13 protein-coding genes and 1 tRNA gene are annotated in these 15603 nt (G+C 68.2%); 10 read left to right on the top strand and 4 right to left on the bottom strand.

From position 1 onward, the window contains the following. The first annotated feature begins 43 nt into the window (after positions 1-43). Both AC3WTD_RS02750 and AC3WTD_RS02755 read left to right on the top strand, forming a co-directional pair. On the top strand, positions 44-1114 hold the full coding sequence (locus AC3WTD_RS02750; RefSeq protein ID WP_492612846.1) for a class I SAM-dependent methyltransferase: 1071 nt from the start codon (positions 44-46) through the stop codon (positions 1112-1114). Further along, a complete protein-coding gene (locus AC3WTD_RS02755; RefSeq protein WP_027493073.1) occupies positions 1111-1812 on the top strand; it encodes a pseudouridine synthase in 702 nt (233 codons plus the stop codon). Before AC3WTD_RS02750 ends, AC3WTD_RS02755 begins: the two co-directional genes overlap by 4 nt. An 86-nt stretch (positions 1813-1898) precedes the next feature. Here AC3WTD_RS02755 and AC3WTD_RS02760 read toward each other — a convergent pair whose 3' ends face one another. Then, positions 1899-2231, bottom strand: a complete 333-nt coding sequence (locus AC3WTD_RS02760) for a YkgJ family cysteine cluster protein (protein ID WP_027491578.1) — start codon at positions 2229-2231, stop codon at positions 1899-1901. Positions 2232-2278: 47 nt separating this feature from the next. Continuing rightward, positions 2279-2869: a DUF1415 domain-containing protein gene (locus AC3WTD_RS02765; RefSeq protein ID WP_027491577.1), complete on the bottom strand. Its 591-nt coding sequence runs from the start codon at positions 2867-2869 to the stop codon at positions 2279-2281. Between the two features lie 562 nt (positions 2870-3431). Here AC3WTD_RS02765 and AC3WTD_RS02770 point away from each other — a divergent pair. Both AC3WTD_RS02770 and AC3WTD_RS02775 read left to right on the top strand, forming a co-directional pair. Beyond that, positions 3432-4370 (top strand): lysozyme family protein, encoded by a 939-nt coding sequence (locus tag AC3WTD_RS02770; RefSeq protein ID WP_492612847.1) that lies wholly within the window; start codon positions 3432-3434, stop codon positions 4368-4370. A gap of 65 nt (positions 4371-4435) precedes the next feature. Further along, positions 4436-5995: a protein adenylyltransferase SelO gene (locus AC3WTD_RS02775; RefSeq protein ID WP_492612848.1), complete on the top strand. Its 1560-nt coding sequence runs from the start codon at positions 4436-4438 to the stop codon at positions 5993-5995. Positions 5996-6145: 150 nt separating this feature from the next. Here AC3WTD_RS02775 and AC3WTD_RS02780 read toward each other — a convergent pair. After that, positions 6146-6222, bottom strand: a tRNA-Arg gene (locus AC3WTD_RS02780). A gap of 226 nt (positions 6223-6448) precedes the next feature. Here AC3WTD_RS02780 and amaB point away from each other — a divergent pair. The 5 genes from amaB (at position 6449) to AC3WTD_RS02805 (ending at position 11376) form a co-directional block, all read left to right on the top strand. Beyond that, a complete protein-coding gene (gene amaB / locus AC3WTD_RS02785) occupies positions 6449-7984 on the top strand; it encodes an L-piperidine-6-carboxylate dehydrogenase (RefSeq protein ID WP_492612849.1) in 1536 nt (511 codons plus the stop codon). A 91-nt stretch (positions 7985-8075) separates the two neighbouring features. Further along, positions 8076-8378: a DUF4190 domain-containing protein gene (locus AC3WTD_RS02790; protein ID WP_492612850.1), complete on the top strand. Its 303-nt coding sequence runs from the start codon at positions 8076-8078 to the stop codon at positions 8376-8378. A gap of 122 nt (positions 8379-8500) precedes the next feature. Beyond that, complete coding sequence (locus AC3WTD_RS02795; protein WP_492612851.1) at positions 8501-9538, top strand: quinone-dependent dihydroorotate dehydrogenase; 1038 nt, start codon at positions 8501-8503, stop codon at positions 9536-9538. Positions 9539-9548: 10 nt separating this feature from the next. Then, positions 9549-10577 (top strand): UDP-N-acetylmuramate dehydrogenase, encoded by a 1029-nt coding sequence (gene murB / locus AC3WTD_RS02800; RefSeq protein ID WP_492612902.1) that lies wholly within the window; start codon positions 9549-9551, stop codon positions 10575-10577. 271 nt (positions 10578-10848) lie between these two features. Beyond that, positions 10849-11376, top strand: a complete 528-nt coding sequence (locus AC3WTD_RS02805; protein WP_492612852.1) for an REP-associated tyrosine transposase — start codon at positions 10849-10851, stop codon at positions 11374-11376. Positions 11377-11565: 189 nt separating this feature from the next. Here the strand turns inward: AC3WTD_RS02805 and AC3WTD_RS02810 are convergent, their stop codons facing one another. Further along, positions 11566-12813: an MFS transporter gene (locus tag AC3WTD_RS02810; RefSeq protein ID WP_492612853.1), complete on the bottom strand. Its 1248-nt coding sequence runs from the start codon at positions 12811-12813 to the stop codon at positions 11566-11568. 256 nt (positions 12814-13069) lie between these two features. Between AC3WTD_RS02810 and ppk1 the strand changes: the two genes are divergently transcribed. Then, complete coding sequence (gene ppk1 / locus AC3WTD_RS02815; protein ID WP_027493899.1) at positions 13070-15229, top strand: polyphosphate kinase 1; 2160 nt, start codon at positions 13070-13072, stop codon at positions 15227-15229. Positions 15230-15603: the final 374 nt, after the last annotated feature.

Here is a 15603-nt window from a genome sequence, read left to right on the forward strand (position 1 = left end):
CGCCACGTACAATGCCGCCATCGTTCGAGGTGGAAGGGATGACGTGACTGCTGGCGGATTCTTCGCGGCCACGCCGGATGCGGCGCTGGCCGCGCTGTTCGTGCCGTTCGAGGCTGGCGAGCTGCACTTGCCGGCGGACGGCCGCGTGCTGTTCCTGCGCGCCCGTGCCGGCGTGCGCCTGCGCGAGATGGTGCAGCCTGGCTGGCTGTGCGAGCAGAGTTTCCTGCCGTTCGCCGACGAGCTGGGCCGCCATGGCCTGCGCGTGGGTGAAGCGGCAGCTGATGAAAAATTTCCGTTGGTGCTGCTGTTGCCGCCGCGCCAGCGCGACGAGGCGCGCGCCCTGTTCGCCCGCGCGCTGCGGCTGCTGGCGCCGGGCGGCACCGTGCTGGCGGCAATGCCGAATGCGGAAGGCGCGAAGTCGGGCGAGGCGGACCTGGCGAAACTGGCCGGCGCCGTGCAGCACCTGTCCAAGCACAAGTGCCGGGTGTTCTGGAGTACGCCGCAGCCGGCCGACATCGATCACGACCTGCTGGCCGCATGGCTGGCGCTGGACGCGTCGCGCGACATCGCCGACGGCTATCTCAGTCGTCCCGGCCTGTTCGCCTGGGACCGCGTCGACCGCGCCTCGGCGCTGCTGGCGGAACACCTGCCGGCAGACCTGCACGGTCGCGTGGCCGATCTCGGCGCTGGCTACGGTTATCTTTCCGCGCAGGTGGTGGCGCGTTGCCCGCGGGTCGAGGCGATCGACCTGTACGAAGCCGAAGCGCGCGCGCTGGAGCCGGCGCGGCTCAACCTGGCGCGGGCGCAGCGCGAGTGCGGGCGCGACGTGGCGGTGACGGTGCGCTGGCACGATGTGACCCGCGGCCTGGCGCAGCGTTACGACGCCATCGTCAGCAACCCGCCGTTCCACCAGGGGCGTGCTGACCTGCCCGAGCTGGGTCGCGCGTTCATCGTCAGCGCGGCCGAGGCGCTGCTGCCGGGCGGCCGCTTGCTGATCGTGGCAAACCGGCATCTGCCGTACGAGGCGGTGCTGGCCGCGCGTTTCCATGAGGTGCGCACGCTGGCCGTGCAGGAAGGGTTCAAGGTGATCGAGGCGACGGGAGTACGCGAATGAAACTGGTCAAGCTGATTGCCAACCTGGGCTACGGCAGTCGCAAGGACGTGACCCAGTTGTTCCGCTCCGGCCGCATCACCGATGCCGATGGCGAGGTGCTGTACGCCGACGACGTGGTGCCGTACGGAACCATCCGCGTCGACGACGAACCGCTCGACCCGCCGCCCGGGCTCACCCTGATGATGCATAAGCCGCTCGGCGTCACCTGCTCGCGCAAGGACCCGGGCCGGGTGGTCTACGACCTGCTGCCGCCGCGCTACCGCGTGCGCACGCCGGCGCTGTCCACGGTGGGCCGACTCGACCGCGACACCTCGGGCCTGCTGCTGTTCACCGACGACGGTGCCTTGCTGCACCGGATCATTTCGCCGAAGGCGAACGTGACCAAGGTCTACGAGGCCACCCTGGCGCAGGACCTGCGCGGCGACGAGGGCGAGCTGTTCGCCAGCGGCACGCTGATGCTGGAAGAGGAAACCACCCCGCTCGCGCCTGCCGCGCTGGAGGTGCTGGGGTCGCGGCACGCCCGGCTCGGCGTCAGCGAAGGCCGCTACCATCAGGTGCGCCGCATGTTCGCCGCCGCCGGCAATCACGTCGAGACGCTGCAGCGGGTGTCGATCGGCGCCCTCACGCTGGGCGGGTTGGCACCGGGCGAATGGCGCGCGCTCGATGCCGCCGAGGTCGCGCTGATTTTCGCGGCGTAGGGCAACGGCAACCTCTGTAGGAGCGCACCCTGTGCGCGATGCTTTTCGTTACGTGACGAAGAGCATCGCGCGCACAGGGTGCGCTCCTACAATAGGTGCACCACGGTGGGAATCGTGTTGCCGAACCACTTGCGTCGTTCGTCGCGGCAGCTCGGGCTGCCCATCGCGAACTTGCGGCAGATGGTGGGGCGGTCTTCGTAGATGGTGCAGCGGAAGGTGTTCGGGTCGACCGCGGCGCACCAGCCGTCCTCGCCCTTGGCCAGGGTCGCCATGCCATGTTCGTCGTGGTCGATCAGCCAGGCGGGCACGCGGTCTTCCGGCATCAGCACCACGGTGAGGCGACAGCACACCGCTTCGCAGGTCGTGCATTGCACGGCGGGGTCGGTGCTTTCCGCGTGGGGATCGGGGAGATTGTTCACGCGTCAGCATGACAGCACCGGCATGAACACTTTGTTGTGGCGGCTGTTCAGCGCGGCTTGTCACGCCACAACGCCTGCCAGCCATCAGCCCCCAGGCGCTGCAGTGTCTCGATATTGCGGCGGTAGATGCTGTCGGTATCGCACATCCCCTCCATCGCACGCTCGACGCTGGATTCGCGCAGCAAATGCAGCGTGGGATACGGCGAGCGGTTGCTGAGGTTGCCGACGTCGTCCGGCGCGCTGTCGGCGAACTGGTAGTCGGGGTGGAAGCCCGCCACCTGCCATTCGCCTTCCAGTCCCAGCGTCTGCACGGCGGCGTCGGCCACGTCGAGGAAGTCGTTGTAGTCGAGGAAGTCGCCGAGCACGAACGGGTGGATCAGCAGGCCGGTCTCGCATTCGTCCGGCGCCAGTGCATTGAGCGACTGCAGCTCGCCGCAGAGGTCGTCGAGCAGCGTATCGGTGTCGCGTGCCTGGCTCACCCGCAGGCGCAGCTTGCCCTGCACGTGCGGCGCGCGGGCGAACGGGCACAGGTTCAGCCCGATCACCGCACGTTCCAGCCAGCGCGTGGTGGCGGCGAGGTAGGGCGCGTCCCCGGGCAGCGCGTCAGCGTTGAGGTCGTTGGCGGGCGTCGGGTCCATGCGGTTTTCGCGGGGAGAGGCAGTCGACTATAGCGGCTGGCTGGTGCACGGGCTTGTGCCCGCGCTGTCGGGGCCGTGCAGGCTTGCATCCGGTTTCGCGGGGGAGCACCCGGATGCGGGAACCGATTTCACAAACCTGATTTAATGGCGGTCCCCGGCACGGGGAACCCGCCGCGGTCGTGCCCCTGAACAGGATTCGCTCGTGGATGGTTCGACCCCAACGACCGCAGATACCTCGCACGGCGCGAGCCGCGGGTATGCCGGGGTTGATGCTTGCGTGGTCACGTCCGGTGGCGTGCCGCCACGGGGGAAAGTTTGCGCCGAGGCGGGCGGTGGCAGGTATCCGGCCAAGCGCCCCGCGATCGCGCGGGAGATCCCCCGGAAGCCGGGCCAGGTTTATCTGATGGCGCCGGCGTGCTGGAGGTCCGGCGGTTCGTCGGGACGCCACCGCGCCGCCACCCCGCTCGTGGTGATGCCAGCACCTGCCCAGTGGGCCCGTTCACGGGCCGTGCCCGCCCGGCTGTCACCGCGTACGCGGCAGCCGCCAACCGAACGCTGGCTGTTGCCGCCCACCTGGCCGCTGGATGGTTGGCAGGTGACGGCAGCCGCCGGCTTGTGGCGACTCGTCGTCGCCCGGATCGTGCCGTGGGCACGCGCGCGCATCTCGACGTGGCCGGAATGGGCGGGTGCGCGCCGGCTGGTCGCCGCGAGCGCGATCGCCGGCGTTGCCCTGGTGTTGCTGCGCATCGGCACGCATCCGGCGACTGGATCAGGATCGGCCGCGGTCGTGGTTGGTGCACCGGCAACGCCGGCACCCACCCTGCGCGCCGCGCCCTTGCCGGTCAGGCCGGTGCCAATGCTGGCGGTTGCCGCGGCAGTCCCGGCAAACGCGGCGGCGGTTCCATCGGCAGTACGCTCCGCGCCGGTCGAGAGCGGCCGCACGCTGTTGTCCGAAGTCAGCACGATGGACCTGATGATGCCGATCGAGGAGCCCGACCTGGACATCACCTCGCGGGACAGCCTGTGGTCGCAGATCGGCCACAGCGCCGGCGTCGATCCCCTGCTGCTGTACAGCGTCGCCCTGGTGGAGTCGAAGGCGTTGTACCCGGACGGCAAGGTTGCGCCTACGCCGTGGCTGTTCCGCGTCAACGATCGCCTGGTGCGCGGCAAGCGCCATGACGTGCAGCTGGCGATGGCGGCGGCGAGCCAGTTCGGTTCGGCGGTGCAGGACGTCGGCATCATGCAGGTCTACTACCCGATGCATCGCGACGCGGTGCGCGATCCGCTGACCCTGCTGAACCCGCGCACCAACATCACGGTGGCAGCGAAAATCCTGCGCGACGGCATGCGCCAGACCCGCGACCGCGTGCTCGGCGTGGGCTACTACCACAGCCACACGCCGAGCCGCGCGCGGGATTACGGCAGCGCCGTGCTGACCGTCTACCAGCGGCTGCAGGCGATCCATCGCCCGGCGCGCCGCAGACAGGCGGTGGCGCGCTAGCCGCGCTGCGGCCTTGCATTGGGCCGACGGCGCCCGGATATAGGCTGCAGCTTCCGAGGCGACCGATGTTCGATCTTCGTTTCGACAATGCGTTCGTGCGCGAGCTGCCCGGCGATCCGGAGCAGGGCGCGCGGCTGCGCCAGGTCGACGGTGCGTTGTACTCGCGGGTCGACCCCATGCCGGTCGCAGCGCCGCGCCTGCTGGCGTATTCGGCGGAGATGGTGGCTATGCTGGGTTTCAGTGCAGCGGACCTCGCCGCGCCGGAGTTCGCGCAAGTGTTCGGCGGCAATGCGCTGCTCGACGGCATGCAGCCGTACGCGGCGAACTACGGTGGGCACCAGTTCGGCCACTGGGCCGGGCAGCTCGGCGACGGCCGCGCGATCTCGCTGGGCGAAGTCGTCAACGCCGCCGGCGAGCGCTGGGAACTGCAATTGAAGGGCGCCGGGTTGACGCCGTATTCGCGCGGCGCGGACGGCCGCGCGGTGCTGCGCTCTTCGGTGCGCGAGTTCCTGTGCAGCGAGGCGATGCACCACCTGGGCGTGCCGACCACGCGCGCGCTGAGCCTGGTCGGCACCGGCGAAACGGTGGTGCGCGACATGTTCTACGACGGCCACGCCGCGCCGGAACCGGGCGCTATCGTGTGCCGCGCGGCGCCCTCGTTCATCCGCTTCGGCAATTTCGAACTGCCCACCTCGCGCGGCGACATCGCCCTGCTGCGCCAGCTGGTCGAGTTCACCATCCGCCGCGATTTTCCGGAACTGGAAGGCAGCGGTGAGGTGCTGTACGCGGCGTGGTTCCGGCAGGTGTGCGAGCGCACCGCCACGCTGCTGGCGCACTGGATGCGCGTGGGTTTCGTGCATGGGGTGATGAACACCGACAACATGTCGATCCTCGGCCTCACCATCGACTACGGCCCGTACGGCTGGGTCGACAACTACGACCCGGACTGGACCCCGAACACCACCGACGCGCAGCGCCGCCGCTACCGCTACGGCCAGCAGCCGAACGTGGCGTGGTGGAACCTGAGCTGCCTGGCCGGCGCGCTGGCGCCGCTGTTCGACGGCGTCGAACTGCTGGAAGCCGGGTTGCAGCACTACGCCGCCACCTATGCTGCCGCCGACCGCGCCAACGTTGCCGCCAAGCTGGGCCTGGCCGAATGCCGCGAGGAGGACGCGGCGCTGATGCAGTCGCTGCAATCGCTGCTGCAGCAGGCCGAGGTCGACATGACGCTGTGGTTCCGCGCACTGGCCGACGTCGACGTGCAGGCGCCCACGCTGGCGCCGTTCGGCGACGCGTTCTACGACGAGGCGAAGCGGCGCACGGCCGAGCCCACGCTTGCCGACTGGCTGGCCCGCTATGCGGCGCGGCTGGCCGACGATCCGCTGCCGACGGCGCAGCGCCGCGAACGGATGCGCCTGGCCAACCCGCGCTACGTGCTGCGCAACTACCTGGCGCAGCAGGCGATCGACCGCGCGGAGCAGGGCGACGCCAGCGGTGTCGCTGAGCTGCTCGACGTGCTGCGCCACCCGTACGACGACCAGCCCGGCCGTGAGGCGTACGCGCAAAAGCGCCCGGACTGGGCGCGGCACAAGGCTGGCTGCTCGATGCTGTCGTGCAGTTCCTGAGTCTTTGGGAACCTTGAAACCCCCAAACGTTCGTCATTCCAGCGAAAGCTGGAATCCAGCGCCTTGGCTATTCACATGCCTGGAGTCGCTGGATCCCAGCTTTACGCTGGGATGACGAGCTTGGAGCAGAGCCGACCCGCGGTCGAAAATTGGTGCCCTCGAGACGATTCGAACGTCCGACCTGTCCCTTAGGAGGGGACCGCTCTATCCAACTGAGCTACGAGGGCGGTGGCGGGATTTTCGCATGGATCGCGCGGTTCTGCTGCTCCCCCTTGCTCGCAGGGAAGGCTGATAGGGGGTTGCGCAGGCTCGCCGAAAACCCGGATCAAGAGCGACCCTACCCCAACCCTCCCCTGCAAGCAGTGGAGGGAGCAAGGCGGCCGGCCTGCTAGAATGGGCAATTGCAGATTTCACTCACGGCGCCCGCGAGCGCCGCACGTCCAGGAGACGTCCATGTCCCATGCAATCCTCAGCGCGCTCGGCCTCCACGGCGAGCAGTCCGGCAGCTACCTTGGCCAGGGCGAGTGGTCGAAGACCACCGACGCCGGCACGCTGCAGCCGGTGAACCCGGCCACCGGTGAGGTGATTGGCAGCGTGCATGCCTCCAGCGCCGCCGACTACGAGGTGATCGTCAAGCGCGCGCAGGAAGCGTTCAAGTTATGGCGCGCCACGCCGGCGCCGCGCCGCGGCGAGGCGGTGCGGCTGTGCGGCGAGGCGCTGCGCAAGCACAAGGATGCGCTGGGTTCGCTGGTGGCGCTGGAGATGGGCAAGATCAAGCCCGAGGGCGACGGCGAAGTGCAGGAGATGATCGACATCGCCGACTTCGCGTTGGGCCAGAGCCGCATGATGTACGGCGTCACCATGCACTCGGAGCGCCCCGGCCACCGCATGTACGACCAGTACCATTCGCTGGGCCTGGTCGGCATCATCAGCGCGTTCAACTTCCCGGTCGCGGTGTGGGCGTGGAACGCCATGCTGGCCGCCATCGCCGGCGACATCTGCATCTGGAAGCCGTCGCCGAAGACGCCACTTTCCGCCATCGCCGCCATTCGCATCTGCAACGACGCGCTGAAGGCCGGTGGTTTCCCCGACCTGTTCTTCCTGTTCAACGACGCCGGCAGCGACCTCGCGCAGGCCTTCGTGGACGACAAGCGCATTGCGCTGATCAGCTTCACCGGCTCCACCAGGGTCGGCCGCATGGTCGGCGAGCGCGTAGCCCGGCGCATGGGCCGCTCGTTGCTGGAGCTGGGCGGCAACAACGCGATCATCCTGGACGAGACGGCCGACCTGAAGCTGGCCATCCCGGGCATCGTGTTCGGCGCGGTCGGTACCGCTGGCCAGCGTTGCACCACCACGCGCCGGTTGTTCGTGCACGAGTCGATCTTCGATGGCGTGCTCGATACCCTGGTCAAGGCCTACCGGCAGGTCGAGGGCAAGATCGGCGATCCCACCCTGGCCACCACGCTGATGGGTCCGCTGAACAGCGCCGAGGCGGTGCAGGGCTACCTCACCGCGATCGAGAGGGCAAAGGCCGCGGGCGGCGCGGTGCGCACCGGCGGCAAGGCGCTCACCGACCGCAAGGGCAACTTCGTACTGCCCACCATCATCACCGGGCTGCAGAACTCGGACGAGGTGGTGCAGGCCGAGACGTTCGCGCCGATCCTCTACGTGATGCCGTTCAAGACCATCGACGAGGCGATCGAGATGCAGAACGACGTGCCGCAAGGCCTGTCCTCGTCGATCTTCACCAACAACCTGCGCGCCACCGAGCAGTTCCTCTCCGCAGCCGGTTCCGATTGCGGCATCGCCAACGTCAACATCGGCACCTCCGGCGCCGAGATCGGCGGCGCGTTCGGCGGCGAGAAGGAGACCGGCGGCGGCCGCGAATCCGGCTCGGATGCCTGGAAGGTGTACATGCGCCGGCAGACCAATACCATCAACTACTCGGATGCGCTGCCGCTGGCGCAGGGCATCAAGTTCGACCTGTGAGGACATGCGTCGACCGCGGGCAGTTCGCCGCCCGCAGCCGACGACAGTACACGACGGCGCCGATCCACCTCTTGCCTGAGCGAGCGACCCGATGAGCTATCAACCGTCCTACCGTCCGGGCGCCAGCACCAGTTCGCTGGCGGTGGTGAGCCTGGTCTTCGGCATCCTCGCCTGGTGCGTGCTGCCGTTCATCGGCGCGATCGTGGCGATCATCTGCGGCCACCTGGCGCGCGGCGAGATCCGCCGCGGCCCGCTCGATGCCCGCATCGAGGGCGACGGCATGGCGGTAGCCGGGCTGGTGCTCGGCTATGTGCAGCTGCTGCTGTGCGTGCTGGCGGTGTTCGTGCTGATTGCCGCCTTGATCTTCGGCTTCACCTTCGCGAACTGGCATTGATGCCGCGCATGCCGTTCGCCTGCTCCGGACGTCGCGTCGTCGCTGCTGGCGGTTGCGCCGGAAGCGGTGCGGCGCGCTTCGATCACCCCATCCGCGCGTTCGCGGGCCAACCGGGCTGACCCATGTACGACATGCTGCGCCCGCTGCTGTTCAGGCTCGACGCCGAGACCGCGCACCGCGCCACCCTGTATGCGCTGGGCGTGGCCCAGCGCAGCGGCTTCGCCCATCGGTTGGTCAAGCCGCCCGGCGATCTGCCGACGCGGGCCTTCGGCATCGCCTTTCCGAACCCGGTCGGGCTGGCCGCCGGCCTGGACAAGAACGCCGAGTACCTCGATGCGCTCGATGCGCTCGGCTTCGGCTTCATCGAGGTAGGCACGGTGACGCCGCGGCCGCAGGCGGGCAACGAGCGGCCGCGCCTGTTCCGCCTGCCGCGGCACGAGGCGATCATCAACCGCATGGGCTTCAACAACGCCGGCGTCGACGCGCTGGTGCGCAACGTGCAAGGTTCCGCCTACCACGGTGTGCTCGGCATCAACATCGGCAAGAACAAGGACACGCCGAACGAGAAGGCGGTCAGTGACTACCTGCTGTGTCTTACCCGCGTGTACGAACTGGCCAGCTACGTCACGGTGAACATTTCCTCACCGAACACCCAGGGCCTGCGCGACCTGCAGCAGGAAGCCACGTTGCGCCGCTTCATCTCGGTGCTGCGCGAGGCGCAGGAGCGGCTGGGTTCGCAGCACGGCCGGCGCAAGCCGATGCTGCTGAAGATCGCACCGGACCTGTCCGAGGCGGAACTCGACTCGATCGCCGAGGTGCTGCTGCGCACCGGCATCGACGGCGTGATCTGCACCAACACCACGATCGACCACGCGGCGGTGGCCGACGACCCGCGTGGCAGCGAAACCGGCGGGTTGTCCGGCAAGCCGCTGTTCGAGCGCTCCACCGCGGTGCTTTCCGGCATGCACGCGCGGCTGCAGGGGCGTATCCCGCTGATCGGCGTGGGCGGCATCCTCGACGGCAGCGACGCCGCCGAGAAGATGGAGCTGGGCGCCTCACTGGTGCAGCTGTATTCGGGCCTGATCTACCGCGGTCCGCCGCTGGTCGCCGAATGCGTCGACGAGATCCGCCGCCAGCGCGAGAACGCCGATGCCGCCTGAACGAGTGGACATGGGCGGCTACACGCTCGTCGAGAACGCTCCGCTGGCGAAGCGCAACACCTTGCGCGTCGATGCGCGGACGACGCTGCTGGCGGAAATTCGCGACGCGGCGAAACTGCCCGAACTGCTGGACTTCCCCGCCGTGCGCCACAGCCGCCTGCTGGTGCTGGGCGAGGGCAGCAACATGCTGTTCACCAGCGATTTCGACGGCACCGTGCTGGCGATGGCCACGCGCGGTGTGCAGGTAGAAGAGGGCGGCGACAGCGCACGCATCGCGGTGGCCGCCGGCGAGCGCTGGGACGACTTCGTGCGCTGGACGCTGGGCCAGGGCTACGCCGGCCTGGAAAACCTGATCCTGATCCCAGGCACGGTCGGCGCTGCGCCGATCCAGAACATCGGCGCCTACGGTTGCGAAGTGGCCGAGTTCGTCGAAAGTGTGGAAGCGTGGGACACCCGCGAGCGCCGCGTGGTGACGCTGGACCACGCCACCTGCGCCTTTGCCTATCGCGACTCGCTGTTCAAGCACCAGCCCGGCCGCTACGTGGTCACCGCCGTGCGCTTCGTGCTGCCGCGCAGCCGTCCGCTGCGCACCGACTACGCCGGCATCGACGAGGAACTGGCGCGGATGGGCGTGGACAAGCCCGCACCGTTCCACGTTGCCGAGGCGGTGGTGCGCCTGCGCATGCGCAAGCTGCCCGACCCGGCAGTGATCGGCAACGCCGGCAGCTTCTTCAAGAACCCGATCGTCGACGCCGCACTGGCCGAGGCGCTGCAGCGCGAGCACCCCGCGCTGGCCGCCTGGCCGCAGCCGGACGGCCGCTGCAAGATTTCCGCGGCGTGGCTGATCGAGGCGACCGGCTTCAAGGGTATCCGCGAAGGCGATGCCGGCATCTCCAACCGGCATGCGCTGGTGCTGGTCAACCACGGCCATGCCACCGGCCCGCAGTTGTGGACGCTGGCGCAGCAGGTGATGCACGGCGTGCGCGAGAAGTTCGGCGTGCAGCTGGAGCCGGAGCCGGTGGTAATCGGCGCCGTCTGAACCGCGTCGTGGGCCGTTGCTCTTGCCGCGTATGAGAAGAGCCGGCGAGCAGTGCCTGCCCTACGAGGCGGTACGGGTGGCGGGATGTTTGATATCCGGCAAAGCGCCGTGATCACGCCCATCGGAGGCAAGAAAGGCGTCGCATGTAGGGCGGGCACTCCCCGCCGCCCTTGCCTTGCACGGAGGGCAGCGCAAGCAGTGTCCGTCTCGCGGGACCGAGCGTGGTTCCGTCGCACCTCCAGATATGGCGCCACCTTGTTACCATCGACGCATGCCGAACTATCGCCGTGCAAGGAACGCCGGAGCGACTTACTTCTTCACGGTGGTGACGGCGCAGCGGCGTCCGCTGTTGGCGACGATCGAAGCGGTCGCGGTGTTGCGCCAGAGCGTGGCCGAAGTGCATCGTCAAATGCCCTTCTTGATCGATGCGTGGGTGGTGTTGCCCGAACACATGCACGCCCTGTGGACACTCCCCAAGGGCGACATGGATTTTTCCTCACGTTGGGGGCGGATCAAGGCTGGCTTCACTCGTCGTTGCGGTCTCGCGCATAGATCCGGGCGAGGGCGCGATGCCGGACTGTGGCAACCGCGATTCTGGGAACACCTGATCCGCGATGAAGCCGATTTCGCTGCGCACATGGATTACCTGCACTACAACCCGGTCAAGCACGGGCACGTGGCGCGGGTGATCGACTGGCCGCATTCGAGCTTCCATCGTTGTGTTCGGCAAGGCATCTACCCTGTCGACTGGGGCAACAGCGAACCCGCCATACCGCTCGACCAAAGCTTTGGCGAGTAAGCTCTCCTGCGTGCTTCACGGGGACGATCGGAAAAGCCGGCGGGCGGTGCCCGCCCTACGAAGCACGCCCGCGCCCGCTTTTCGATATACGGCAGCGAGCCACTGTAGGGCGGGCATTGCCCGCCGCTCTCATGCGGCGCTTCGCGGGGACGATCGGAAGAGCCGGCGGGCGATGCCCGCCCTACGAAGCTACGCCCGAACCCGCTTCTCGATATCCGGCAAAAACACCGTAATCAACCCCATCAACGGCAAGTACGCGCACAACCGGTAGACGTATTCGATGCCATGCGTGTCGGCCAGCCCGCCGAGCACGGCGGCGCCGATGCCGCCCATGCCGAAGGCGAAGCCGAAGAACAGGCCCGAGATCATGCCGACGCGGCCGGGGATCAGTTCCTGCGCGTAGACCAGGATCGCCGAGAATGCCGAGGCCAGCACCAGGCCGATGACCACCGTCAGCACCCCGGTCCACAGCAGGTTCACGTGGGGCAATAGCAGGGTGAACGGGGCCACGCCGAGGATGGATACCCAGATCACCCACTTGCGTCCGATCCGGTCGCCGACCGGGCCGCCGATGAGCGAGCCGGCGGCCACCGCGAACAGGAACACGAACAGGTGTACCTGCGCGCTCTGCACCGACACGCCGAACTTGTGGATCAGGTAGAAGGTGTAATAACTGCTGAGGCTGGCCAGGTAGAAATACTTGGAGAAGATCAGCAGCCCGAGCACCGCCAGTGCGCCGACGATCCGGTTGCGCGACAGCGCGAGGATCTCGAAACGTCCCGCCGTGGCCTTGCGGCGCACCGCATGGTGCCGGCTGTACCAGCGCCCCACCTGCAGCAGCACCACGATCGCCAGCAGCGCCGCCAACGAGAACCACGCCACGCTGCCGCGCCCGTGCGGCACGATGATCCACGCGGCCAGCAGCGGCCCCAGCGACGAGCCGGTGTTGCCGCCGACCTGGAACAGCGACTGCGCCAGGCCGTGCCGCCCGCCCGAGGCCATCCGCGCCACGCGCGAGGATTCGGGGTGGAACACCGACGAGCCGGTGCCGACCAGCGCCGCGGCAAGCAGCAGCACCGGAAAGTTCGGCGCCGTCGCCAGCAGCAACAGGCCGCACAGGGTGAAGCCCATGCCCACCGGCAGCGAGTACGGCATCGGCCGGCGGTCGGTAACCATGCCCACCAGCGGCTGCAGCAGCGAGGCGGTGAGCTGGAAGGTCAGTGTGATCAGGCCGACCTGGGCGAAGCTGAGCTGGAAGTCGTTCTTCAGGATCGGGTAGATCGCCACGATCAACGACTGGATCATGTCGTTGAGCATGTGCGCGAAGCTGATCCCGCCGAGCACCGCGAACTGGGTGCGCTCCGCGACCGGTACGGCAGCCGTCGGTGGCGCGGGGGCGGCAGGGGATAGCGGAATGGTCTCGGCGCGGGTCTGCATGAGGCGTGGGTTTGGCGGTGGGGCGGCACGGCCGCGAAGGCCGGTGGGGCGGCCACCATAGGGCAAACCGCCGCCGGCCCGCATGTGCCGCCGGCCCGCATGTGCCGCCAGTTCGGTCAGTGCGGGTGTCATTCTGCGGCAAGGAAAATGCCGCAGGCTGAGCGCGGCCTGACCCGCAGGCCCCGCGCTCGGCCGGCCCCGCTCGTGGCGGGCTACCATGGGGTGCTGCATCCCCTTGCCGAACCTGGTGTATCGAATGACCAGCCGCCTGATTCGCGAAACTTTGCCAACCGACGTCGCCGCCAACGATGCCGCGGCCTCGGTGCCCGGCCCGGACCTCGGCGACGGCCGCCTGTACATCCACCGCGAGCTGTCGCAGCTCAAGTTCAACATCCGCGTGCTGGACCAGGCGCTGGACGAGCGCACGCCGCTGCTGGAACGGCTGAAGTTCCTGCTGATCTTCTCCGCGAACATGGACGAGTTCTTTGAGATCCGCGTGGCCGGGCTGAAAGGGCAGATCGCACTGGACCACGAGATGATCGGGCCGGACGGCATCCCGCCCAAACGCGCGCTGGCCGAGATCAGCGAGATCGCACACCGGCAGATCGCGCGGCAGTACGCGATCCTCAACGAGCGCATCCTGCCGGAACTGGCCACGCACGGCATCCGCATCGTGCGGCGCACGCAGTGGACGCACAAGCAGAAGCTGTGGGTGCGCCGCTATTTCCGCGAGGAGGTGGCGCCGCTGGTCACCCCGATCGGGCTGGACCCGACCCATCCGTTCCCGCTGCTGGTCAACAAGAGCCTCAACTTCATCGTGCGGCTGGATGGCGTGGACGCGTTTGGCCGCGATTCCGGCCTGGCCATCGTGCCGGCGCCGCGCGTGTTGCCGCGGCTGATCCGCCTGCCGCTGGAAATCTGCGAGGGCGGCGGCGACAACTATGTGCTGCTGTCCTCGATCATCCACGCCCATGCGGAGGAACTGTTCCCCGGCATGGCCGTGCTCGGCTGCTACCAGTTCCGGCTGACCCGCAACGCCGACCTCACGCTGGACCCGGAGGACGTCGAGGACCTGGCGCTGGCATTGCGCGGCGAGCTGTACTCGCGCCGCTTCGGCGACGCGGTGCGGCTGGAGGTGGCCGACAACTGCCCGAAGGAGCTGACCGACTACCTGCTCAAGCAGTTTGGCCTCAACGAGTCGGAACTGTACGAGGTGAACGGCCCGGTGAACCTGGCGAGGCTGTTCCGCATCGCCAACAACGTCAGCTACCCGAAGCTGCAATACCCGCCGTTCACGCCGGCGCTGCCGAAGGTGCTGCAGCACGCCGAGGACCTGTTCGAGGTGATCGGCAGGCAGGACGTGCTGCTGCTGCATCCGTACGAGTCGTTCGCGCCGGTGGTCGACCTGCTGCGCCAGGCTTCGGCGGACCCGAAGGTGCTGGCGATCAAGCAGACGCTGTACCGCACCAACGCGAACTCCGAGATCGTCGACGCGCTGGTCGACGCCGCCCGCGCCGGCAAGGAAGTGACCGCGGTGGTCGAGCTGCGCGCGCGCTTCGACGAGGAATCCAACCTCTCGCTCGCCTCGCGCCTGCAGCAGGCCGGCGCCATGGTGATCTACGGCGTGGTAGGCATCAAGACGCACGCCAAGCTGATGCTGGTCCAGCGCCGCGAGGGCAGCGAGCTGGTGCGCTACGCCCACCTCGGTACCGGCAACTACCATACCGGCAACGCCCGCGTGTACACCGACTACAGTCTGCTCACCTCCGACGAGGCGCTGTGCGAGGACGTGCACAAGCTGTTCAGCCAGCTCACCGGCATGGGCAAGGTGCTGCACATGAAGAAGCTGCTGCATGCGCCGTTCACGCTGAAGAAAACCCTGCTGGAACTGATCGCGCGCGAGAGCGCGCACGCAGCAGCGGGCAAGCCGGCGCAGATTCTCATCAAGGTCAATGCGCTGACTGAGCCGAAGGTCATCCGTGCGCTGTACAAGGCCAGCATCGCCGGCGTGCAGGTGGATCTGATCGTGCGCGGCATCTGCTGCCTGCGTCCCGGTGTGGCAGGCGTCTCCGAAAACATCCGGGTGCGTTCGATCATCGGTCGCTTCCTCGAACACAGCCGCGCCTACTGGTTCGCCAACGACGGCGAGCCGCAGCTATACCTGTCCAGCGCCGACCTGATGGAACGCAATCTCGACCGCCGCGTCGAGACCGCCTTCCCGGTCGATGGCAAGAAGCTGCAGCACCGGGTGCGGCAGGCACTGGAGCTGTACCTCACCGACAACGCCAGCGCCTCGCTGCTGCAGCCCGACGGTGAGTACCTGCGCCTCTCGCCTGCTGCCGGCGAACCCGTCCGCAACGTGCAGGCCGAGCTGATGGAGAAGCTGTGCGGGGCGGGGGCCAGCGGCACGCACTGAAGCCCGCATCTCGAAGGGCGGGCACCACCCGCCATGCACCATCGGGACACCAGCATCGTAGGGCGGGCAGCGCCCGCCCTACGATGCTGGCGGAACGTGGAGCTTTTCGCCTGGAGCACGGAGCTTTTTTGCTCGGGGCGTCGAGCTCTTTTGCTCGGGGCGTGAATCTTTCTACTTGGAGCGTCGAGCTTTTTGCCCGGAGCGCAAGGCTCGGGGCTTGGCGCTTGGTGTGCCGGGGAAGGTCAGCCGGGGAAAACCCCGGCAGGCCTGCTGGCTGCTGTAGCGGTCGTCCTCTTCGCGGGCGCGGCCCAGCGCCACCAGTATGTCGAGCAATGCGGCAGGCGTTTCTTTCACGGGGCGCGGGCGGTGAAGCG

The sequence above is a fragment of the Rhodanobacter sp. FW106-PBR-R2A-1-15 genome, from assembly GCF_058789735.1.